The 22,880-nt window shown below is 72.4% G+C and carries 18 protein-coding genes; 14 read left to right on the top strand and 4 right to left on the bottom strand.

Annotated elements, in window-relative coordinates:
* Positions 1-121: 121 nt before the first annotated feature.
* From DQ392_RS10360 to DQ392_RS10350, 3 genes are read left to right on the top strand one after another with little or no spacing between them, the layout of a single operon-like run.
* Entirely contained in the window at positions 122-895 is a 774-nt protein-coding gene (locus DQ392_RS10360; protein WP_114015240.1) for an IclR family transcriptional regulator, read from the top strand.
* Positions 892-1,863: an AAA family ATPase gene (locus tag DQ392_RS10355; protein WP_114015239.1), complete on the top strand. Its 972-nt coding sequence runs from the start codon at positions 892-894 to the stop codon at positions 1,861-1,863. Before DQ392_RS10360 ends, DQ392_RS10355 begins: the two co-directional genes overlap by 4 nt.
* Complete coding sequence (locus DQ392_RS10350; RefSeq protein WP_114015238.1) at positions 1,860-3,629, top strand: cobaltochelatase CobT-related protein; 1,770 nt, start codon at positions 1,860-1,862, stop codon at positions 3,627-3,629. The genes DQ392_RS10355 and DQ392_RS10350 overlap by 4 nt, the downstream gene beginning before the upstream one ends.
* 82 nt (positions 3,630-3,711) lie before the next feature.
* Here DQ392_RS10350 and pdxR read toward each other — a convergent pair whose 3' ends face one another.
* Positions 3,712-5,181 carry a MocR-like pyridoxine biosynthesis transcription factor PdxR gene (gene pdxR, locus DQ392_RS10345; protein ID WP_114015237.1) on the bottom strand — a complete coding sequence of 490 codons (1,470 nt, stop codon included), beginning with the start codon at positions 5,179-5,181 and terminating at the stop codon, positions 3,712-3,714.
* 124 nt (positions 5,182-5,305) lie between these two features.
* Between pdxR and ald the strand changes: the two genes are divergently transcribed.
* From ald to DQ392_RS10330, 3 genes are all read left to right on the top strand, one after another.
* Positions 5,306-6,421: an alanine dehydrogenase gene (gene ald / locus DQ392_RS10340; protein WP_114015236.1), complete on the top strand. Its 1,116-nt coding sequence runs from the start codon at positions 5,306-5,308 to the stop codon at positions 6,419-6,421.
* Positions 6,422-6,461: 40 nt separating this feature from the next.
* On the top strand, positions 6,462-7,847 hold the full coding sequence (locus DQ392_RS10335; protein WP_220182610.1) for an aspartate aminotransferase family protein: 1,386 nt from the start codon (positions 6,462-6,464) through the stop codon (positions 7,845-7,847).
* A 228-nt stretch (positions 7,848-8,075) separates the two neighbouring features.
* A complete protein-coding gene (locus DQ392_RS10330; protein WP_114015333.1) occupies positions 8,076-9,383 on the top strand; it encodes an amino acid permease in 1,308 nt (435 codons plus the stop codon).
* 61 nt (positions 9,384-9,444) lie between these two features.
* Here the strand turns inward: DQ392_RS10330 and DQ392_RS10325 are convergent, their stop codons facing one another.
* Complete coding sequence (locus DQ392_RS10325; RefSeq protein ID WP_114015235.1) at positions 9,445-10,284, bottom strand: IclR family transcriptional regulator; 840 nt, start codon at positions 10,282-10,284, stop codon at positions 9,445-9,447.
* A gap of 294 nt (positions 10,285-10,578) precedes the next feature.
* Here DQ392_RS10325 and DQ392_RS10320 point away from each other — a divergent pair, with 294 nt between their 5' ends.
* Genes DQ392_RS10320 through DQ392_RS10310 form a run of 3 tightly spaced genes read left to right on the top strand, consistent with a single transcriptional unit; the run spans position 10,579 to position 16,190 of the window.
* On the top strand, positions 10,579-11,862 hold the full coding sequence (locus DQ392_RS10320) for a hydroxyacid-oxoacid transhydrogenase (protein ID WP_245981315.1): 1,284 nt from the start codon (positions 10,579-10,581) through the stop codon (positions 11,860-11,862).
* 51 nt (positions 11,863-11,913) lie between these two features.
* The gene (locus tag DQ392_RS10315; RefSeq protein WP_114015233.1) at positions 11,914-13,263 is read left to right on the top strand and encodes an MFS transporter; all 1,350 of its coding nucleotides are present in this window, start codon (positions 11,914-11,916) and stop codon (positions 13,261-13,263) included.
* A 2-nt stretch (positions 13,264-13,265) separates the two neighbouring features.
* Positions 13,266-16,190: an FAD-binding and (Fe-S)-binding domain-containing protein gene (locus tag DQ392_RS10310; RefSeq protein WP_114015232.1), complete on the top strand. Its 2,925-nt coding sequence runs from the start codon at positions 13,266-13,268 to the stop codon at positions 16,188-16,190.
* Here DQ392_RS10310 and DQ392_RS10305 read toward each other — a convergent pair.
* Both DQ392_RS10305 and DQ392_RS10300 read right to left on the bottom strand, forming a co-directional pair.
* On the bottom strand, positions 16,163-16,783 hold the full coding sequence (locus DQ392_RS10305) for a LysE family translocator (protein ID WP_114015231.1): 621 nt from the start codon (positions 16,781-16,783) through the stop codon (positions 16,163-16,165). The genes DQ392_RS10310 and DQ392_RS10305 overlap by 28 nt on opposite strands.
* 83 nt (positions 16,784-16,866) lie before the next feature.
* Positions 16,867-17,646, bottom strand: coding sequence for a class I SAM-dependent methyltransferase (locus DQ392_RS10300; RefSeq protein WP_114015230.1), 780 nt, complete (start codon positions 17,644-17,646; stop codon positions 16,867-16,869).
* Positions 17,647-17,837: 191 nt separating this feature from the next.
* Here DQ392_RS10300 and DQ392_RS10295 point away from each other — a divergent pair, with 191 nt between their 5' ends.
* The 5 genes from DQ392_RS10295 to DQ392_RS10275 all read left to right on the top strand — a co-directional run bounded on the left by DQ392_RS10295 (position 17,838) and on the right by DQ392_RS10275 (position 22,875).
* Positions 17,838-19,076: a sensor histidine kinase gene (locus tag DQ392_RS10295; RefSeq protein WP_114015229.1), complete on the top strand. Its 1,239-nt coding sequence runs from the start codon at positions 17,838-17,840 to the stop codon at positions 19,074-19,076.
* A complete protein-coding gene (locus DQ392_RS10290) occupies positions 19,073-19,729 on the top strand; it encodes a response regulator (protein WP_245981312.1) in 657 nt (218 codons plus the stop codon). Before DQ392_RS10295 ends, DQ392_RS10290 begins: the two co-directional genes overlap by 4 nt.
* 35 nt (positions 19,730-19,764) lie before the next feature.
* A complete protein-coding gene (locus tag DQ392_RS10285; RefSeq protein ID WP_114015227.1) occupies positions 19,765-20,223 on the top strand; it encodes an RrF2 family transcriptional regulator in 459 nt (152 codons plus the stop codon).
* Between the two features lie 167 nt (positions 20,224-20,390).
* The gene (locus DQ392_RS10280) at positions 20,391-21,308 is read left to right on the top strand and encodes a sulfite exporter TauE/SafE family protein (RefSeq protein ID WP_114015226.1); all 918 of its coding nucleotides are present in this window, start codon (positions 20,391-20,393) and stop codon (positions 21,306-21,308) included.
* Positions 21,309-21,612: 304 nt separating this feature from the next.
* Entirely contained in the window at positions 21,613-22,875 is a 1,263-nt protein-coding gene (locus tag DQ392_RS10275) for an acyl-CoA dehydrogenase family protein (protein ID WP_181856362.1), read from the top strand.
* Positions 22,876-22,880 lie beyond the last annotated feature (5 nt).

Raw genomic sequence — 22,880 nt, 5'->3', positions numbered from 1 at the left:
CGATAGGGAGCTGTCCTCGGATGCGTCAACCATTCGTTCCGTAATTCGGTACCTGCTAGCTTGTTTTCCGGAACCGAAGGTCGACCGCGGGAGCCGTCGCAGAACCCGCCCGGAGGCGCACATGGACACACTCAACGGCGAGACGCCCACCATCCGGCTGTTCGCCCTGCTGGAGCTGATAGCCGCCAAGGACCGGCTCGTCACCCTCCAGGACCTGGTGGACGAGACGGGCATGCCGAAGCCGACGCTCCACCGCATGCTCCAGCAGTTGGAGGGGGCGGGTCTCCTCGTGCGGCAGAGCGACGGGCGGCACTACGGCACAGGCGCGCGGCTGCGCAGACTCGCGGAGAACCTGCTGCTCAACGCCACGCACCACGGCGCACGGCACGCGGTGCTGCGCCACCTGGTGGAGGAGATCGGGGAGAGCTGCAACGTCACCGCGCTCTCCGGCAACGAGGTCGTCTACCTCGACCGCGTCGAGACCCCCGAGCCGCTGCGCTTCTATCTGCGCCCCGGCTCCCGCGTCCCGGCGCACTGCTCGGCGAGCGGCAAGATGATCCTCTCCCAGATGAGCCCGGGCCAGCGCGCGAAGCTCCTCTCACACGCGCCGCTGAAGCAGTACACGCCGCACACCGTGACCGAGCCGGGGCCGCTGGAGGAGGAGTTCGCCCGCGTGCGCAGGGACGGTTTCGCGGTGGACGACGAGGAGTTCCTGCCCGGTCTCGTCTGCGTGGCCGTGCTGGTCCCCTCCCCGGCCGGCCGCTCCAACCAGTGCGTGGCCGTCCAGGCACCCGTCATGCGGCTCACCGCCGACAAGGCGCTGCACCTGCTGCCCGCGCTGCAGCGCGCGGCCGAGGCCGTCGCCCGCGTCGAGCACGAAGGAGGACAGGAATGAACGAGACGGCACCGGAGGCGACCGAGGGACGCGAGGTGACGGGCCCCGATACCCGGCTGAGCGCGCGGGAGGTCTTCGGTCTCCCCACCGGCCTCGAGGTCCCCGCGTTCAGCGAGCCGTCCGCTCACGTGCCGGAGCGCGACGACGCCTACCGCTTCGACCCGGACGTCACCCGCGCGCTCCTCGCGGGCTTCACACACAACCGTCGCGTGCTGCTCCAGGGCCCGCACGGCACGGGGAAGTCGACCCACATCGAGCAGGTCGCGGCGCGTCTCAACTGGCCGTGCGTCCGTGTGAACCTGGACGGGCACCTCAGCCGCCTCGACCTCGTGGGCAAGGACACGGTCACGCTGCGGGACGGCAAGCAGGTCACCGCGTTCCAGGAAGGGGTCGTCCCCTGGGCTCTGCAACGGCCGGTCGCCCTGGTCCTGGACGAGTACGACGCGGGGCGTCCCGAGGTGATGTTCGTGATCCAGCGGCTGCTGGAGCGCGACGGCAAGTTCACCCTCCTCGACCAGAACCGGGTGCTGGAGCCGCACCCGTCCTTCCGCCTCTTCGCCACCGCCAACACGGTCGGCCTCGGCGACCCGTACGGCCTCTACCGCGGTGCGCAGCGGCTCAACCACGCCCAGATGGACCGCTGGAACATCGTCGCCACCCTCGACCACCTGTCCCCGCACGAGGAGGCCGCCATCGTGCGGGCCCGCGTGCCCGGGCTCGGAGCCCCGGCGCTCGTGGAGGCGATGGTCGCGGTCGCGGGCCTGACCCGTTCCGGTTTCCGCGCGGGGGACCTGTCGACCCTGATGTCGCCCCGCACGGTCATCAGCTGGGCCGAGAACACCGAGCTGTTCGACGACGTGGCGCTCGCGTTCCGGCTCTCGTTCCTGAACAAGTGCGACGAGGAGGAACGCCCCCTCGTCGCCGAGCTCTTCCAGCGCTGCTTCGACCGCGAGCTGGAGGCGGCGTGACCGAACCGGCCGCGAAGGAAGGGTCTGAGCCCGCCGCCGGGGACACCTCGCCGCCCACCGCCGAGGACGCCTCCCGGCACGTCAGCGCCGGCACGGCCGGGCCCAGCGCCGAGGAGCTGTGCGCCGCGGCCGTACGGGCACTGAGCGGCACACCGCGGTTGACGTTCCGAGGCCACCGGCTGCACGACGGCCGCACGCCGGTCCCCGCGCACGCCCCGCATCTGCGCCCCTCCCCCGAGGACGGCCGTGCGGCGCTGCGGGGCGTGGCGGACGGACTCGCCCTGCGGCTGGCCGGCTCCGATGCCGCGCTGCACACCGGTCTGCGGCCGGTGGACCCGGTGGAGCGGCTGCTGTTCGAGACGCTGGAGCAGTACCGCGCCGAGTCCCTCGTTCCCGCCCGGTTCCCCGGCATGGTGCGCAATCTGCGCCGTCGCCACACCGGGTGGGCGCGCGCCTTCCACCGCTCGGGACTGACCGCGACCGCACGCGGCCTGCTGCTCCACACGACGCTGGAGGTCTGCCGCTCCCGGGTGCTGGCGGTGCCGGTGCTGGCGGAGACCGAGGACCTGATCGAGGCGACACGCGCGGCTCTCGGCGCCCGGCTCGGCCCCCACCTCGCCGCGCTGCGACGGCACCGCGCCGACCAGGCCGCGTACGCGCCGCACGCGCTGGCCGTGGCCCGCACCGTCGCCGCGATGCTGAACGAGGACGAGCCAGGCGGCACAGGACGCAAGGGGCCGCGCAGCAGCAAGGAGCCGCGCTTCTCACTGCTGCTGGAGGAGGAGGGTGCGCAGGACGGCGAGGGAAGGGCGGGGGGCTTGGGCGCCGCGCCGGGCGGTACGGACAGCGGCCCGGGCTACCGGGTCTTCACCACCGCCTACGACCAGGAACGCGCGGCCCACACCCTCCTGAGGCCCGCTCTTGTCGGCGACTTCCGCGCCCGCCTGGACCAGCGGATCGAGGAGGCGCGCCCGCACACGGCGCGGCTGGCCAGGCAACTGCGCGAGCGGCTGGCCCGGCCAGGACCCGGTGACTGGGCGGGCGGCCAGGAGGAAGGTCTGGTCGACGGGCGGGCGCTGGCCCGGCTGGTGGTCTCCCCCGGTGAGCGGCGCGTCTTCCGCACCCGGCGGCCCGAGCACCGGCCGGAGGCGCTGGTGACGTTCCTGCTGGACTGCTCGGGTTCGATGAAGCAGCACAGGGAGCAGCTCGCAGCGCTCCTCGACGTGTGGGCGCGGGCTCTCGACCTCGCCGGCGTGAGGTGTGAGGTACTGGGATTCACCACGGCCGCGTGGCACGGCGGCCGTGCCCACCGGGACTGGCTGCGTGCGGGCCGTCCCGCGTGCCCGGGCAGGCTCAACGAGCGGCTGCACCTCGTGGTCAAGGACGCCGACGTGCCCTACCGCCGCGCCAGGCCCGCGCTCGCGGCGCTGCTCAAGCAGGACCTGTACCGCGAGGGTGTGGACGGTGAGGCGCTGGAGTGGGCCGCGGGCCGTGCCGCGCGGCGTCCCGAGGGGCGCCGGCTGCTGTTCCTCGTCTCGGACGGCGGGCCGATGGACGGGGCGACGGCCCAGGTGAACCCGCCGCACCTGCTCGACTCCCATCTGGCGTCGGTGGCCGCACGGATCGAGGCCGAGAGCGCGGTGGAGCTGCGCGGGCTGACGGTGGGCGGCGACCTGAGCCCGTATCTGTCCCGCACCTCGGTGCTGGATCCCGCCGCCCCGATGGCGGTTTCCGCACGGCTGCTGCCCGACGCATGCCGGGTGTGAGGCCACCGGCCCGGCCGATGCGGCCCGTTCGTGCGCGCACACCGCAGAGCGCCTGCCCGCGCCGACCGGGCGAGCCGGGGCCTCACTCGTACGCTGTCGCGGCCTCCACCAACTCGCCCAGGATCGCGACCCCCGGGTCGATCGCGGCGAGCTGGGGCGCGGCCAGCCCGATGCGGAAGTGGTTGCGTGGCGCATCCGCCCCCAGGAAGTAGAGGTCGCCGGGCTCGATCAGCACCCCCCGCTGCTGGGCCAGCTGTGCCAGACGGCGCCCGTCGAGGCCGTCGGGCCCTGTCATCCAGAGGCTGACGCCGCCCGGCGGCGGCGCGGAGCGCCAGGGCAGGTGCGTGTTGACGGCTGCGCAGGCCGCCTCCCACTTGCGCATCAGCCGCGTGCGGTAGCGCCGCACGGCCCGGTGGTACTCGCCTGAGCGGATGAACAGGGCCAGCGCACGCTGGGTGTGCCCGGAGGGGTGCCGCACCGAGTAGCGCCGGATGTCGCGCAGTTCCCTTACGAGTTCACGCGAGGCCACCAGGTAGCCGAGCCGCAGCCCTGGCGCGAGGAACTTCGAGAAGGTGCCCAGGTAGACGACCTGCCCTGTCTCGTCCAGGCCCTTGAGGGCCGGCGTGGGCCTGCCCTGGTAGCGGAACTCGCTGTCGTAGTCGTCCTCCACGATCGCGGTACCCGACTTTCGAGCGACCGAGAGCAGTTCGCGGCGGCGGCCGATGCTGAGTGTCACGTTGGTCGGATGGTGGTGGCTCGGGGTGACGTGCAGCAGGTCGACACCGGCGAGAGTGGCGGGGGGCCTGAGACCTGAGGCGTTGACGGGCAGCGGGCGCAGCTCGGCGCCGGCGCGGGCGAAGATGTGCCGGGCGTCCAGGTAGCCGGGGTCCTCGACCGCGACCACACAGCCGCGGCCCAGCAACGCCCGGCTCAGCAGGTCGAGGCCCTGTTGGGAGCCGACGGTGACCAGTACCTCGTCCGGCTCCGCGCGCACTCCCCTGGCGGGCAGCAGCCGGGTGCACAACGTCTCCACCAGCAGCGGATCGTCGGCCGCGATGCTGTCCTGGAGGCTGAACTGGGCGTGCGGGTGGTACAGGGCTTCGTTGAGCGCCCGTGCCCAGGCGCGCGCGGGGAAGGCCCGGAAGTCGACCTGCCCGGCCAGGAAGGGGTACGGATAGCCGACCCAGTCGGTCTGCTTCTCGATGTGCGGCAGTGGGTCGGCGCGGCTGGGAAGGTTGGCGAGCCGCGCCGACCAGTCGTAGTGCCGGACGGCGGTGGCGGGTTCCACGGCACAGTACGGGCGCATCTCGCGGTTGACGAACAGGCCCTGGCGGGCGCGGCTCTCGACGAACCCCTCGGCGACCAGTTCCTGGTAGGCGGCGTTCACCGTGTTGCGGGAAAGTCCCAGCTCACGGGCGAGTTCGCGGGACGAGGGCAGCTGGCCTTCCGCGTCCACCAGGCCGGATCCTATGCCGTGCTCGATCGCCTTGCGGAGCTGCCGGTACAGGGGTTCGTCCGACTCCCGGTCGACCTCGATCACCGTGCGTGGCATGCCGTCTCCCGCTGTCTGGTCCCATCAGAGTCGCCGGTCCTGGCACTTTTCGCCGGACCAGTCGGGCTCGCAATCTAAACCCCATCGCAGCCGCTGGACAGAGCTGCGCAGATGGGAGTTCGTTATGCGGATCGGCATCCCCAAAGAGGTCAAGAACCACGAGTACCGCGTTGCCATCACCCCCTCGGGCGTGCACGAACTGACCCGTGCGGGCCACACGGTGTACGTCGAGGAGGAGGCGGGCGCCGGATCGTCCATCGCCGACACCGACTACAAGGCCGCGGGTGCCACCGTGCTGCGCTCCGCCGACGAGGTGTGGGGCGAGGCCGAGCTGGTACTCAAGGTCAAGGAGCCGGTGGCCGAGGAGTACCCGCGGATGCGGGCGGGCCAGACCCTCTTCACCTACCTCCACCTCGCCGCCTCCCTGGAGTGCACCGAGGCGATGCTCGCCTCGGGCATCACGGGTGTCGCCTACGAGACGGTGCAGCCCGGTGACGGCTCGCTGCCGCTGCTCTTCCCGATGTCGGAGGTGGCCGGGCGGCTCGCGCCCCAGGTCGGCGCGTACCACCTGATGCGGGCCGCCGGCGGACGCGGTGTGCTGATGGGCGGTGTCTCCGGTACCCGGCCCGCGAAGGTCACCGTCATCGGCGCGGGCGTCTCGGGCATGAACGCGGTCGCCGTGGCCACCGGCATGTGGGCCGACGTCACCCTGCTCGACCTGAACGTCGACAAGCTGCGCGCCGCCGACCGGATGTACCAGGGCCGGATCACCACCGTCGCGTCCAACGCGTACGAGCTCCAGACCGCCGTCGCCGACGCCGACCTGGTGATCGGGGCGGTGCTGGTACCGGGCGCGCGGGCGCCCAAGCTGGTCACCAACCAGATGGTTTCGGGCATGCGCCCGGGTTCCGTGCTGGTGGACATCGCAGTCGACCAGGGCGGGTGTTTCCAGGACTCCCACCCCACCACGCACACCGATCCCGTCTACCCGGTGCACGACTCGCTCTTCTACTGCGTGGCCAACATGCCGGGTGCCGTGCCGAACACCTCCACCTACGCGCTGACCAACGTCACGCTGCCCTACGTCCTGTCCATCGCGGGCAACGGTCTGGCCGGCGCCGCACAGGCCGATTCCGCTGTGCTGCGGGGCGTCAACGTCCTGGACGGCCGCGTGACCTACCGGCCCGTCGCCGAGGCGCACGGCCTGGAGTACACCGACGCCGCTGCCCTCCTGCACTGACCGGGCACCCCACACCTTCGTAGATCGTAAGGAGCTCACCGTGACCGTGACCACCACCGGCACCGGCACCGGCCTCCGCGCCAAAGCACAGGCGCACCTGGGCCAGCACTTCACCCGGCGGGACGTGTGGCAGGGCGAGGAACTGCCCGTCTTCGTCCGCAGCGAGGGCTGTCACCTCTACGACGAGCAAGGACGCCGGTTCCTCGACGGGCTGGCCGGCCTGTTCTGCGTGAACATGGGCCACAGCCGCTCCGACATCGTCGCGGCGGCCGCCGAACAGATGGAGACGATGGCGTACTCCACCAACTGGGGCGCCGCACACCCGCCGTCCGTGGAGGCCGCGAGCCTCATAGCCGAGCTGGCGCCGGGCGACCTGGACGTGACCTGGTTCGTCAACTCGGGTTCCGAGGCCGTCGAGACGGCGATCAAGTTCGCGCGGCAGTACCACAGGAGCCAGGGCCAGGCCGGACGTACGAAGATCATCAGCCGCAGCATGGCCTACCACGGTGTGACGCTGGGGGCCCTGTCCGTCACCGGGCTGCCGAAGATCCGTGAGCCGTTCATGCCCCTGCTGGAGGGGGTCCGGCACGTCCCCAACACCCTCGGCGTCACCGGGGACCAAGGGCCCGCCGACGCGTTGGAGTGCGTCCGCGCCGTCGAGCGGGCCATCCTCGAGGAGGGCCCTGAGACGGTGGCCGCGGTCTTCGCCGAGCCGGTGCAGAACGGACGCGGCGCACTCGTGCCGCCCGACGGCTACTGGCAGGAGCTGCGCAGGATATGCGACCGGCACGGGGTGCTGCTCGTCGCGGACGAGGTGATCTGCTCGTTCGGCAGGCTGGGCCACTGGTTCGGCAGCGGAGCGTTCGGAACGGTCCCCGACATGATCACCTTCGCCAAGGGCGCGACCTCGGGGTATGCGCCGCTCGGCGGGATGATCGCCCGCGAGCCACTGGTGCGGGCGCTGTACGACTCGCCGCTCGGCGGCACGTTCACCCACGGCGCGACGTGGGGCGGGCACCCGGTCTCCACCGCCGTCGCGGTCGCCAACATCACCGCCATGCGCGACGAGCACGTGCTCGACAACGTGCGCACGCTCGGCCCCGAGCTCCGCGCGGGGCTCGAGGAGATCAAGCAGCGGCACCGCGTCGTCAAGGACGTGCGCGGCATGGGATTCTTCTACGCGATCGAGTTCACCGCCGACCGTGACGCGGGCGCCGAGCTGAGCGAGGAGCAGTCGGCGCGGGTGCTGCGCGAGGTGCTGCCCGCCGCGTTCCGCAAGACCGGTGTGGTGCTGCGGCCCGACGACCGGGGCGCCACGATGCTGATGGTCTCGCCGCCCCTGGTGGCCGACCGCGAGGTGCTCGGCGAACTGCTGGCCGGCATCGCGGTGATGGTGGACGACGTGGCGCGCAGCGTCCACGGCTGAGAGGGGCACCCTGTGCGACAGGACGGAACGGCCGAAACCACACCGGAGCCTCCGCGGGTGCCTGAACCGGCGCCCGCGGGCGGTCCCGGGGCCCCCGGCCAGGCCGGGGACCCCGGTGGGGCCCGGGCTCACGGCGGGCCCGCGGCCTCCGGCGGATCCGAGGAACCCGGGCAGCCGGAGGCCACGGAGACGAGCGCGGGGCTGCACAACGGGCTCAAGCAGCGCCACATGACACTGATCGCACTGGGCGGCGTGATCGGAGCCGGGCTGTTCGTCGGCAGCGGTGTCGTCATCGGCGAGACGGGACCCGTCTCCATCATCTCGTTCCTGCTGGCGGGCGGGCTCGCCGTTCTCGTGATGCGCATGCTCGGCGAGATGGCGGTGGCCCGCCCGGCGGTGGGGTCCTTCTACGCGTACGCGCGGCTGGCCCTCGGCCCCTGGGGCGGCTTCACCATCGGCTGGCTCTACTGGTACTTCTGGGTCAACGTCGTCGCCCTGGAGGCCGTCACCGGAGCCACGATCATCCACGCCTGGCTGCCCGGTATCGACCTGTGGATCATCAGCCTGTGTCTGATGGTGCTGCTGACGGTGGTCAACCTCTTCTCGGTCAAGTCCTTCGGCGAGTTCGAGTACTGGTTCGCCTCGCTGAAGATCGCGGCGATCGTCGTTTTCCTCGTCGTAGGGCTGGCGTTCGTCGTCGGCCTGTGGCCCGGCGCCCACGCCGACGCGGGAAACCTGACCGAGCACGGCGGCTTCGCTCCCCATGGCCTCGGTCCCGCGCTCACCTCGGTGATCCCGGCCGTCGGCTTCTTCACCGGTGCGGAGATCGCGGCGCTGGCCGCCGCCGAGTCCACGGAACCGCGCCGCGCTGTCGCCCGGGCCACGCACTCGGTGGTACTGCGCGTGCTGCTCTTCTACGTCGGCTCGATCTTCCTCATCGTGGCGATCGTGCCGTGGAACTCCAAGAGCATCGGCGACGGGCCCTACGTGGCCGCGCTCCAGCAGATCGGGATACCCGCCGCCGCCGACGTGATGCGCCTGATCATCCTCGTCGCCGTCCTGTCGGCGCTGAACGCGGGCCTCTACAGCGCGTCCCGCATCGTCTTCGCGCTGACCCGCAACGGCGACGCGCCGCGCGGCCTCACCCGGCTCAGCGGCAACGGGGTACCGCGCCGCGCGATCCTGCTGGCCACCGTCCTCGGCTACGTCTCGGTGGTCTTCGCCTACGTCTCCCCCGACACCGTCTTCTCGTTCATCGTCCACTCCTACGGTGCCGTCGCGCTCTTCGTCTACCTGCTCGTCGCCCTGTCACAGGTCCGGCTGCGGCGACGGCTGGAGCGCGAGGATCCGGGTGCGCTGACGCTGAAGATGTGGGGCTACCCGTATCTGAGCTGGTTCACGGTCGCCGCGATGGCCGTCGTGATCCTCGCGATGGCCTTCCTGCCCGACACCCGTATGGACTTCGTCGCCAGCACCCTGACCCTGGTGGTGGTGCTCGGCGCCTACGCGGTGCGCCGGCGCCGGGGGCGGAGCTGACCCACGAGGACCGAGTGCCGGGCCGGTGAGCCGGGGCGGGGCGTTGCGGCCCCGCCCCGGCTCACCGGCCCGGCTCGGCGCGCCTGTGCGCCGAGCGCATCGTGCGGTCGGAGGGGACGACCTGGGCCACCTGCTCGGCCACCTCGATCAGCCGCGGCGCGAGTTCCTCGACGCGCTCGTCGGGCAGCCGCACGGACGGCACCTGGACGACCACGGCCGCGTGAGCGTGCCCGTGCGCGTCCAGCACCGGGGCGCCGACGCAGCGGACGCCCTCGACGTTCTCCTCGTTGTCGACGCTGTAGCCGCGTGCGCGTGTGCGCTCCAACTCGCCGGCCAGCTGCCGGGGGGTGGAGACGGTGTGCGGGGTGACCGCGGGCAGGCGTGCGGGGAGGGAGCGGACGTACGCCTCGGTGTCCCCCGCACGGCTCATCATCGCCTTGCCGGACGCCGTGGAGTACAGCGGGAACCGCGCACCCGGGTGCTGTTCGAAGCGGAGCGGCAGTGTCGACTGCACCCGCATCACCACCACCGACTCGTCGCCGTCCCTGACCACGAGGTTGACCGACTCGTTGGTCTCGGCGTTGAGCTGTTCGAGCAGGGGCATGGCCCGGTCGGCGCCCAGGGTCCGCTGGGCGGCTTGGCCGAGCAGGATGGCGGTGCTGCCGAGGTAGTAGCCGTCCGTCGCGGGGTTGCGGACGAGGAAGCCCTCGGCCGCCAGCGCCCCGACGACACGGTGTGCGGTTCCGGGTGTGAGGCCGAGACGCTGGGTGATCTCGGTGATCTGGACGTCGCCCTCGGCCTCGATGAACAGCCGCAGCACGGCAAGGGCCCGGCCGACGGCCTGCGTTCCGGCCGGGCTCTCGGACGCCCTGGGTCCGTGCCGCTCCGAGGTGTCTCCCACAGCAGGCGGCCTCCGTCCTCTCACCCCTACGGCACTTCGGGCCCGTGCCCGTGCAGCCTACCGGCGGTGCGAACCGTCTGCCGCAAGACCCTTGACCCTCTCTCGGGGCACCTCTAGCGTGCCACTCACTCCACATTGTGGATGCTCTTCCAAAAATCTTGCTCCCGCGGTCCCTGTCCGTCTTCCGGCCCACCGGCCGAAGCCGGCCGAACGGGCGAACCCGGCCGAACCGCCGCCAGGGAGCACGGCCATCGGCCGCCCATCACTCCCCTTCCCCGACTCCGAGGAGGCCCCGTGCCGTCCTTCGACCACCCGACCGAAACCGTCTTCACCTGGGCCGCACCGCCCCTGAAGTTCGGCCTCGGCGCCCTCGCCGAGATCGGCGAGGACCTACAGGCCCACGGCGTCCGCCACCCCCTGGTCATCACCGACCCCGGTGTCGCGGCGAGCGGGGTGCCCGACCGGGTCGCCCACGCCGTCAAGACAGCCGGGCTGGACGTCGACATCTTCGACGGCGTCGCCGTCGAGCCGACCGACGCCAGCATCGAGGAGGCCGTCGCCTTCGCCCGCTCGGGCCCCTGGGACGGCTACATCGCCGTCGGTGGCGGCTCGGCCATGGACACGGCCAAGGCCGTCAACCTGCTCACCACCCAGCCGGGCACGCTCATGGACTACATCGCCCCGCCCATCGGGGGCGGCAAGGTCCCCGAGCAGCCGGTGCGGCCCCTCATAGCGGTACCGACGACATCGGGCACCGGCTCCGAGGCGACCACCATCTGCGTCGTCGACCTGCTGAGCCTGCGCCTCAAGGCCGGCGTCAGCCACCCGCGGCTGCGGCCCGCGCTCGCGGTCGTCGACCCGCTCACCACGCTGTCCGTACCCTCCGCCGTCACCGCGGCCAGCGGCATGGATGTCCTCACCCACGCCGCCGAGAGCTACACGGCGCTCTCCTTCGACGCCCGCCCCGCGTTCCCCGACGCCAAGGCACGCGCGGCCTTCTGCGGCGCCAACCCCGTCAGCGACGTGTGGTGCGAGAAGGCCATGGAACTCGTCGGCACCCACCTGCGCAGGGCGGTGATGAACGGCAACGACCTCAGCGCCCGCTACGGCATGGCCTACGCCTCGGCCGTCACCGGCATGGGTTTCGGCAACGCCGGCACCCACATCCCGCACGCCAACGCCTACCCGATCGCCGGCGCCGTCGAGAACTACCAGGCCGAGGGCTACCCGCCGATGCCCATGGTGCCGCACGGCCAGGCCGTCGCCTCCACGGCGATGGCGGCGTTCCGCTTCACCTTCCCCTCGAACCCGCAGCGCCACCTGCGGGCCGCCGAACTGATCGGCGGCCGCCCCGTCGACCCCGACGAGGGCGCCGAAGCCCTCCCCCGCGTCCTGCGCGAACTCCAGCGCGACATCGACATGCCGGCTGGTGTCTCCGCCTTCGGCTTCACCGAGGACGACCTCGACACCCTCGTGTCCGGCACGCTCAAGCAGTCCCGTCAGCTGTCCGTCACTCCGCGCCCCCTCACGGCGCAAGCCGCCGGTCGGATCTTCCGCGAGTCACTGAGCAACTGGTGACCGGCACGCCCGGCAAGCCCCGCACCCTGCGCCCCCTCCGGAGGCATTCGCATGCCCGCAACCGCGCAGTCGCCGACCAGTAAGGCCGCCCTGGCCGGCGCCATCGGTACCACCATCGAGTGGTACGACTTCTTCCTCTACGGCACCGCCGCCGGCATCGTCTTCGACAAGCTGTTCTTCCCCCGCTTCGACAGCGTCGTCGGCACACTCATCGCCTTCGCCACCTTCGCCGTCGGCTTCGTCGCCCGGCCCCTGGGCGGCCTGATCTTCGGCCACTTCGGCGACCGGGTCGGCCGCAAGACCGCCCTGATCACCACCATGTTCCTCATGGGCATCGGCACCTTCCTCGTCGGCGTCCTGCCGACCTACTCCGCCATCGGCGTCTGGGCCCCGGCCCTCCTCGTCCTCCTCCGCATCATCCAGGGCATCGGTATCGGCGGCGAGTGGGGCGGCGCCGTGCTGATGTCGGTCGAGCACGCGCCGGAAGGCCGCAAGGGCTACTACGGAAGCTGGCCCCAGATCGGCGTACCGGCCGGACTCATGCTCGGCACCGGTGTGTTCGCGCTGCTCTCCAGCGCCCTGTCCAGCGAGCAGTTCCTCGCCTGGGGGTGGCGCATCGCCTTCCTGCTGAGCGCCCTCCTCGTCCTCCTCGGACTCTGGATCCGCCTACAGGTCTTCGAGACCCCGGACTTCCAGGCCGTCAAAAAGGAGGACACACAGGCCCGCATCCCGATCGTCGAACTCCTGCGTACCTCCAAGCTCAACCTGCTGCTCGGCATGGGCACCCGCATGGCCGAGGGGATCGCCTTCAACACCTGGGGCGTCTTCGCCATCGCCTACACCACGACCGAACTGGACGTACCCAGGACCCACGCGCTGATCGGGGTCATGGTGGCCGCGGCGGTGTGCGTGCCCATGATCCCCTTGTGGGGAGCCGTCTCCGACCGGTTCGGCAGACTGCGCACATTCGGGCTGGGAGCCGCGCTCTTCGGCGCTTCGGCGGTGCCGGCGTTCGTCCTCTTCGACACCGGCTCGGCGCTGGTCATCGGCGGCACGCTCGTCGTGACACTGGGCCTGTTCTACGGCGCCATGTACGGGCCCCAGGCAGCGCTGTACGCCGAACTCTTCCCGCCCAACGTCCGCTACAGCGGCGTGTCGTTCGTCTACCAGGTCTCCGGCATCTTCGCCAGCGGCTGCACCCCGCTCATCCTCACCAGCCTGCTGAACGCGGGCGACGGCAGCCCGTGGCTGATGGTCACCTACATCGTGGGCATGTCCGCGGTCAGCCTGGTGTCCGTCGTCCTCATCGCCGTGCTGGCACGCCGACGCGCCCGTGCCGCCGCCCCGGAACCCGTACCCGCCGCCGCACAGCCGGCCTCCCCTCCGCCCGTAAGGCAGTGAACGTGCCCACCTCTCCCTCCGGCCCCACCGCCGGCCTCACCGCCGCCCTCCACCGCGCAGGCGTGCGAGAGACCGACGAGTCACCACTCGCCCGGTCCCTGTACGCCTCCGACGCCTCGCTCTACCGCATCCCACCCAGCGCCGTCGTCTTCCCCCGCCACTGCGACGAGATCGCCGCCGTGCTGTCCGTGTGCCGGGAACACGGCGTCCCCGTCACCATGCGCGGCGCAGGCACCTCGATCGCCGGGAACGCTGTGGGCACCGGCGTCGTCGTCGACACCAGCCGCCACCTCGACCGGGTGCTGGAGGTCGACGCGGAGGCCCGTACCGCGCTCGTCGAGCCCGGTGTCGTGCAGGCCCGCCTGCAACAGGCCGTCGCCCCGCACGGCCTGCGCTTCGGCCCCGACCCCTCCACCCACAACCGGGCCACGCTCGGCGGCATGCTCGGCAACAACGCCTGCGGCAGCAGAGCGCTCGGCTACGGCCGTACCAGCGACAACGTCCTCGGGCTCGACGTCCTCGCGGGCACCGGCGAGCGGCTGCGCCTGGGCGACGTGCCGGGGCGGACCACACGCTCCCCCCTCCTGGACCGGCTGTCGGAGACCGTCCGCGCCGACCTCGCCGTCATCCGTACCGAGCTGGGCCGCTTCCCCCGCCAGGTCTCCGGCTACTCCCTCGAACACCTTCTGCCCGAGCGGGGATTCGACGTCCCCCGGGCGCTGGTGGGCAGCGAGGGAACCCTCGGCCTCACCCTGGCCGCGCGGGTCGGGCTCGTACGGGACGAACCGTCGCGGCTCCTGGTCGCCCTCGGCTATCCGACGATGGCCGAGGCGGCCGACGCCGTACCGGCGCTCCTCCCGCACGCGCCGGTCGCCTGTGAGGGGATCGACGCGCGCATCGTCCGCACCGTCGCAGACCGGCGGGGCACAGCCGCGGTCCCCGAACTCCCGCGCGGGGACGGCTGGCTGCTGGTCGAGCTGGCCGGTCCGGACACCGCGGCACTCACCGCGGCGGCAGGGCGGCTGGTCAAGGACGCCGGAGCGCTGGACTCCCGCGTGATCACCGACCCCGGGCACGCCGCGGCCCTGTGGCGGATACGCGAGGACGGCGCCGGACTGGCCGCCCGCACCCCTGACGGTACCCCCGCTCACGCCGGCTGGGAGGACGCCGCCGTACCACCGGAACGGCTCGGCAGCTACCTGCGCGAGTTCGAGGCGCTGCTCGCCGAGCACCGGCTCACGGGCCTGCCCTACGGCCACTTCGGCGACGGCTGCGTCCACGTCCGCATCGACTTTCCGCTCGGCACGCCCGGCGGAACCGAAGCGCTGCGCGACTTCCTCTTCGCGGCCGGTGAGACGGTCGCCCGGCACGGCGGCTCCCTCTCCGGCGAACACGGCGACGGCCGCGCCCGAGGAGAGCTGCTGCCGCTGATGTACTCGTCCCAGGCCACCGGCCTCTTCGCCCGCGTCAAAGGGATCTTCGACCCCGACGACCTGCTCAACCCCGGTGTCGTCGTGCGGCCGGAACCCGTGGACGCGTCCGTACGCGCCGCCGGCGCACGCCCGCTGCGCCGCACCGAGCTGCCCACCCTCGCCCTGGCCCACCGGCACGACCGCGGCGACCTGTCCATGGCCGTGCACCGCTGCACCGGAGTCGGCAAATGCCGCGCCGACACCACGGCGGCGGGCGGCGTGATGTGCCCCAGCTACCTCGCCACCCGCGAGGAGAAGGACTCCACCCGGGGGCGCGCCCGCGTTCTCCAGGACGTCGTCTCGGGGCGGCTCGGACCCGACGGCTGGCGGTCGCGGGCGCTGCACGAGGCGCTCGATCTGTGCCTGTCCTGCAAGGGCTGTTCCTCGGACTGCCCGACCGGCACCGACATGGCCGCCTACAAGGCAGAGGCCCTGCACCAGCGCTACCGCCGGCGGCTGCGCCCCCGCAGCCACTACTCGCTGGGCCGGCTGCCCACCTGGACCCGCCTGGTCACCCGGATCCCGGTACTCACCCGGATCGCGAACCGGGTGCTGCGCTCCACCGCCCTCCGCCCGCTGCTGAGCCGGAGCGCCGGCGTCGACGCACGGCGGCCCCTGCCCTCGTTCGCGCCCGTCACCTTCCGGCGCTGGTTCGCCCGGCGGCCCGCCGGGCGGCCACCACGCCACGGCGACGTCGTCCTGTTCACCGACACCTTCACCGACGCCTTCTCGCCCGAGGTGGGTCAGGCGGCGGTCGCGGTGCTCGAAGACGCCGGCTACCGGGTCGCCGTCACGGCCCGGCCGGTGTGCTGCGGCCTGACCTGGATCTCCACCGGCCAACTCGACGGCGCGGCCAAGCGGGTACGGGCGACCGTACGCGCGCTCCTCACGCACGTCCGCGCCGGCGCCCTGGTCGTCGGACTCGAACCCTCCTGCACGGGAGTGCTGCGCTCCGACGCCGCCGAACTGCTGGACGGCGACGACGCCTCGGCCGCGGCCGAGGTCGCCGACGCCACCCGCACCCTCGCCGAACTGCTCGCGGACACCCCGGGGTGGAGCCCGCCCGACCTGGCGGGAGAGACCTACGTCGCCCAGCCGCACTGCCATCACCACGCCGTCATGGGCTGGGACGCCGACCTCGCCCTCCTGACCCGGGCCGGAGCCGAGGTCACCCGCGTCGGCGGCTGCTGTGGACTGGCCGGCAACTTCGGCGTCGAACGCGGCCACCACGACGTCTCCGTCGCCGTCGCGGAACACCGCCTCCTGCCCGCCGTCCGCGAGGCCGCACCGGACACCGGCATCCTGGCGGACGGCTTCAGCTGCCGCACCCAGCTGAGCAACCTGGCCGACCGGCCGAGCGAACACCTGGCCCAACTGCTCGCGCGCCACCCCGACACGGCAAAGCTGCCCCGGCCGGCTGCACAGGATCACGGGCGGTGCGCGAAGAGGAGGTAGCCGCCGAAGGCGAGGAATCCGACGCCGGTCGCCTGGTCCAGTCGGCGGCGCGGCACACGCAAGCGGCTCCCCTCGTGCCGCAGAGCCCGCCCCATCCCGATGTACAGCACGGCGGCGACTCCCTCGACAGCGATGTAGGCGGCGGCGAGCGGGACGAGGGAGAAGGCCGCGGCACCCGCGGGAAGGAACTGCGGCAGAAACGAGGCGAACAACAAGAGGGCCTTCGGGTTCGACAGTGCGGTGACGAACTCCTGCCGCACGGCGACGGCACAGCGTACGGACAGTCCTGCCGCGGCCGTGCCGCGGCCACCCGCGCCCGCGTTCCACAGCGCCGTGACGCCCAGCCACAGCAGATAGGCGACACCGAGCCACCGCACGATCTCGAACGCGAGGGCTGAGCGCGCCAGAGCCGTGCCGAGACCTGAGACCACCATGGTGACGAGGAGAGCGAAGGCGGCGAACCGTCCGGCGACCCCCGCCAGCGCGTAGCGCGCGCCGGCCAGGGCGGCGTTGCGCAGGCCGAGGAGCTGATTGGCCCCCGGGATCATCGCCAGCAAGAAGGCCGCCGGAAGGAAGAGCTGCCACGCGATCATGCCGGCAGTCTTCCCGACCGCCGCCTCGGACAGACACAACTGGGAACGACGGCTGTCACTCACGGTCGGCGTCCCGACGCGCACTAACCATCCGCCCGGTGCGTGACGCGGATCTTGGACTGGCCGTGCGGGAGGTTCTCCCAGTCGTCCATGAAGCGGGCGGTCAGGCCGTGCTCGGTGGCGAGGGAGAGCAGCGTTTCGGTGCGGTAGTAGAAGTCCTCCCGCAGCACATGGTGTTCCGCTCCTTCCGTGCGGTCGAAGGTGAAGTCGAACCAGCCGCCCGGGGCGAGGACGCGGCCGATGTGGGCGAAGCACTCCTCGATCACCGGTAGTGGCGAGTGGGAGAAGACGCTGTGCGCGTGCACCACGTCGAACCGGCCGTCCGGCAGGAAACCGAGCGAGAGGTCGCGCACCGGCGTCAGCGTCGGCAGCCGGTCCTGGAGCCCCTGTTCCTGGAGGGTGTTCTGCGCCGCGAACAGGATGTCGGGAGAGATGTCGATCCCGTAGTAGTGGCCGGGACGCAGGTACTCGATGAAGCGCCAGCCGGCTCGCAGGTTCCCGCAGCCGATCTCCAGCATCCGGTGCTCCGGGCGCAGCCCGTGTCCCAGCAGGTAGTCGAACTGCATGGCTCCCAGTGCCAGCCAGCGCTCCCGGCTGCGGCCGCCCACGGCCGCGTCGGGATCGCGGCGCGTGTCCGAGCGCATGACCGCCCGGTAGTAGGCGACGTGGTCCGGCGAGCGGTAGCGCAGCCAGGTGTCGCGGGCGGTGCGGCGCAGGTGCCGTGGCACACGGGCGGGGTGGCGCAGTGCGTAGGACACGCGGTGGGTGAGGGAGGAGCGGTTGGCTGTCAGGTTCTTGGACATGGCGGCGCTCGTTCTCGGTAGGGGCCGTTTCCCGGCAGTCTCACCGGCGTCGCGACCCCGGACATCGGATGTGCGGCTGCCCGGGACGGCCGCGCCGGGCCATGCCGATGTCAGCCGATCGGATGATGTACCTCATGAGGAGCGCTTGTATACGTGGTGGGGCAAGGCCCCCGGGAGGCGATGAGGACGCGGTGGAGCGAGACGACACGGAGCCGGACCCCGACGCGCGCTGGCTGACCGCCGCCCTCGATGTGGCCTTTCTCCTGTTGCTCGGCGGTGCGCTCGTCCGCCTGCTCACCCACGGCCGCGCCGAGGGCGCGCGCTCGGCGTGGGTGCTCGCGCTGTTCCTCGCCTTCGGTGCTCTCTACCTGCTCGGGCGGCTGACGGCCCCCGCGCCGCGCCACGGTGAGCGTCCCACCGTCCGGCATCTGGTCTGGCTCGGTGCGGTGCTCGCGCTCTGGCTGGTGCTGCTCGCCCTCGAACCGAGCGCCACCTGGTGCACCATGCCGCTGCTGTTCACCGGGCTGCACCGGCTGCCGGTGCGGCTCGCGGTCCCGCTCGCCGCCGTGCTGGTCCTGCTCGTGGTCGTCTCCGAGGTGCGGATCGCCTCGGGCGGTTTCAACCCGAACCTGGTGATCGCCCCGGTGGCCCTCGGTACGGTCGCCACGGCCGTCCTCGTGCACGGCAGGCGTCTGATCACACGGCAGCGGCTGCTGATCGGCGACCTGGTGCGCGCTCGCGGGGAGCTGGCCGCCTCCGAACGGCACGCGGGCATCCTGGCGGAGCGACAGCGGCTGTCGGCGGAGATCCACGACATCCTCGCGCAGAGCCTGTCGAGTCAGCAGATGCTGCTCCAGGCCGCGCAGCGCCATTGGCGCACGGAGCCGGACACCGCGCACACACATGTGCGGTCCGCCGCCGCGACGGCGGACCGCGCGCTGGCCGAGGTCCGCAGGTTCGTCCGCGACCTGGCCCCGCTCGACCTGGCCGAGAACTCCCTCGTCACCGCGTTGCGCGGTCTCGCCGAACGGGACGGCGCCCCCGGTCCGGCCGTCGAGTTCCGCCTGGACGCCGCGCCCGGCCGTCCAGGTCCGCTGCCCGGGACGGTCGAGGCGGCGCTGCTGCGCGTGACCCAGCAGGCGCTGGCCAACGCGCGGGAGCACGCGGGGGCGTCCCGGGCCGTCGTCACCCTGACCTGTCTGGAGGACCGGATCACCGTGGACATCGCCGACGACGGGTGCGGCTTCGACGTGCGAGGGGTGCCGCGCCGCGCCCGTGCCGCCGAGCGCGGCCACGGCCTTCCGGTCATGCGGATGCGGGCCAGGGAGGCCGGCGGATCGCTCACCGTCGAGTCGGCTCCCGACGAGGGGACCGTGGTGACGATGGCCGTGCCGTTCGCCACCGGCGACACCGGATGGGGGACGCCGTGACCAGCGCGCCCGCCACGGTCCGGGTGCTGCTGTGCGACGACCACGCCGTCGTCCGTGCCGGACTGCGCGCCCTGCTGTCCAGCACGGACGGCATCGAGGTCGTCGGGGAGGCGGGCAGCGGCGAGGAGGCGCTCGCCGTGGCCGCGGGGCTGTCGCCCCACGTGGTGCTCATGGACCTGCAACTGGGCTCCGGCATGGACGGCGTGACGGCCACCCGCCGGCTGACGTCCGCCGCGGAGGCGCCGGAGGGCGGCCCCGCCCCGCGGGTGCTGGTCCTCACGATGTTCGACACGGACGCCGACATCGCCCGCGCCGTCGCGGCGGGCGCCACCGGGTACCTGCTCAAGGCCGAGCGCCCCGAGCGGCTGTTCGCGGCGATCAGGGACGCGGCGGCCGGGCGTACGGTGCTGTCGGGGTCGGTGGCCGACCGCGTGGTCTCCCGCCTGCGCAGCCCTGGGCCCGCTCTCACGCCGCGGGAGAGCGACATCCTCGGCCGGCTCGTACAGGGCCTCGGCAACCGGGAGATAGCCCGGGCTCTGTTCCTGAGCGAGGCCACGGTCAAGACGCATCTCGGACGCGTCTACGCGAAGCTGGGCGTGCGCACGCGGGCGGGGGCGGTGGCAGCCGCGGCACGGCACCGCCTGCTGCCCTGAGGGGCCGCCTGTATGCGTCGGGGCATAATGTCACCATGCGGATCTCGGCCAAGGCGGACTATGCGGTGCGCGCCGCACTACAACTCGCGACGGCCGAGCCGGGCGGCACGCTGAAGGCCGAGTTCATCGCGGACTCGCAGGAGATCCCGCACAAGTTCCTCGAGGGCATCCTCAACGACATGCGCCGCGGCGGGCTCGTCGCCAGCCAGCGGGGCGTCAACGGCGGCTACCGTCTGGCGAAGCCGACCAAGGACATCAGCATCGCCGACATCATCCGGGTCGTGGACGGCCCCCTGGTCTCGGTGCGGGGTGTGCGTCCGCCGGAGTTGTCCTACAGCGGGCCGGCCGAGTCGCTGCTGCCGTTGTGGATCGCGCTGCGCGTCAACGTGCGCAGGATCCTCGAAGGCGTCTCGCTGGCCGATCTGGTCTCCGGCCGGCTTCCCGGCGAGGTCTCGCTGCTGACCGACTCCCCCTCCGCCTGGGCCAACCCGTAGGTCTTTCGCTCGGGTCCTGCCGGGCTCCGCCGCAAGGCGTTGTCCGGTCACCGAGACATCAGCCGCCCACATGATGGACGACCTCTTGCAGGGGTTCTCCCCTGCGGCCACTATCCCTATTAATCCAGTAGGAAAACTAGGGATCTCTCAACCGCGAGGTGGCTGCTGTGCGCACGCTGATACTGCTGGCCTTGGCCGGGCTCGGTGCCCAACTGGTGGACGGCAGCCTGGGCATGGCCTACGGCGTCACCTCCACCACCCTGCTGCTGGCCGCCGGCACGAACCCCGCCGCGGCCTCGGCCACGGTCCACCTGGCCGAGATCGGCACCACCTTGGCCTCGGGCGCCGCCCACTGGCGGTTCGGCAACGTCGACTGGCGCGTGGTCGCCAGAATCGGGGTGCCCGGGGCCGTCGGCGCCTTCGCGGGGGCCACCTTCTTGTCCCAGCTGTCCACCGAGGCGGCGGAACCGCTGATGTCGCTCCTGCTGCTGGCCCTCGGGCTGTACGTGCTGGTCCGCTTCACCGTCCAGGGGCTGCCGACGGGGAATCTGGGGAAGCCGCTCCGCAAGCGGTTCCTGGGCCCGCTGGGAGTGGTGGCCGGATTCATGGACGCCACCGGCGGAGGCGGCTGGGGGCCGGTCGGCACCCCGGCGATCCTCGCCAGCGGCCGCATGGAGCCGCGTAAGGTCATCGGCTCGATCGACACCAGCGAGTTCCTGGTCGCCGTCGCCGCCAGCCTCGGGTTCCTCTACGGGCTCGGCTCCGAGGGGGTCAACGCCGGATGGGCGATCGCGCTGCTCGTGGGCGGACTCGTCGCCGCGCCCCTCGCCGCCTGGCTGGTGCGCCACGTGCCGCCGCGGATCCTCGGCTCGGCGGTGGGTGGTCTCATCGTCCTCACCAACGTCCGCACTCTGCTGCGCGGCGACTGGATCTCGGCGGGCGACGCGGTCCAGTGGACGGCGTACGGCATCATCTACGCGATCTGGGCGGCAGCGTTGGTCCACTCCGTGCGGGAGCACCGTCGCGCGCCCGCTCCGCGAGCGGCGACCGCAAAGGACGAGGCAGCGCCGTCTGCGTCTGTCTGAACGCCACCTGGCCGAGGCCCGGCCCCGTACAGCGGCGCGGCCTGCGCCTCGCTGCCGGTACAGCGGCGTTTCCCGCCTGACGGCGGTCCGTTCGGCGGCGCGGCCTGCCGGTGGGTCCGGCCCGGCCCGCACCACTCCAGGCCAGGACAGAACCTCCCCTCCCTCTCCCTTCTCTGGAGGCGCGCGTGACATCGGTTGCCGAGGCACCCCCCTGCTTCGTGGACGGTCCTGAGCCGGGCGGGGCCGGACCGTCGCGCCGTGCGACGGCCCTCCGTTCGCGCCCGTGCCGGTGCCGGTGCCGGCCGTGATCCTGCACGAAGAGGAACGGGAGGACGAGCGGGAAAAGGGCCGGGCGGAGCGCCGCGAGGCACGCCCACACCTGTGGGAGCAGGTCGCCGGTGAACTCGCGGACCACTTCGCCGTCGACGCCGCCGAACGCGACCGTGCCGGCGAACCGCCCCTCGACGAGGTGGCACACATCCGCGAGTCGGGTCTGCTCGACGCGCTCGTCCCGCCCGCCCCGGGCGGCGGCGGTCTGGCCTGGCCGGACGCCTGCCGCATCGTCCGCCGGATGGCCGCAGCGGACAGCTCCCTCGCCGAACTGCTGGGACGCCACTACGTGCTGGCCTGGAGCGGGCGCCTCCTGGCGCCCACCGATCCCGGCGCCTGGTGGGAGACTCACGCGAGCGGCCGGGGGCATCTGCTGGCCGGGCGGATCGGACCGGAGGCGCACGGCGACCGGTCCTTCGACGACGCACTGACGCTCACGGCCGACGACCACGGCCACAACCTCAGTGGCCGCAGTGTGCCGGTGCCGGGTGCCCGGGTGGCGGACCGCGTCCTGCTCTCCGCGCGGCGCGCCGGCACGCGGGAGTCGCACGTGGTGGTACTCATCGACCCGAGGGGCGCCACCGTCACGACCGAACCCGTGGACGACCTGTTCGGCCAGCGCCTCACCGGAGTCGGCACCCTCCACTTCGCTCACGCGCACGTCGGCGAGGAGCACACGCTCGGCACCGTCGCGGGGGACGAGGACCTGACTTCTCCACTCGCGGCCCTCGCCCCGCTCGCGCTGAGGATGATGACCGCTCACGTCGTACTCGGCATCGCCGAGGGCGCGCTGGATGAGGCGCGCGATGCCATCCTGGCCACGTTCCACACGCGCTCCCCCGCGCCCCGGCGGCACCATCCCACCCGCACGGCGGAGGCCGCGGATCCCGACCTGTTGCAGACCTACGGAGAACTCGCGGCCGCGGCCCACGTGTCCACCGCGGTCGTCGAGCACGCCACGCACGCCCTGGCGGGAGGCATCGGCCGAGGAGAGCGGCTCGACTCCGTGCACGGTTCACGGATCGCCGCCTCCGTCGCCACGGCCGAGGCCAGCGCGAGCGAGGCGGCGCTGCGCATCACCGCACGCGTGCTGGAGCTCGCAGACGCCGCGCATCTGGACCGCTTCTGGCGCAACGCCAGGTCGCTGACAGCACACCGTGCGCTCGCCCGGGAGCTGCGTGCCATCGGGGAACACTTCCTGTACGCGCCGGCCAGGCCACACCCGTCAGGCGCCTGATACGG

The sequence above is a fragment of the Streptomyces reniochalinae genome, from assembly GCF_003323735.1.
GTDB lineage: Bacteria > Actinomycetota > Actinomycetes > Streptomycetales > Streptomycetaceae > Streptomyces > Streptomyces reniochalinae.
Note: the sequence above shows the minus strand (reverse complement) of the source record. Positions and strands in the feature narration are given on the sequence as shown.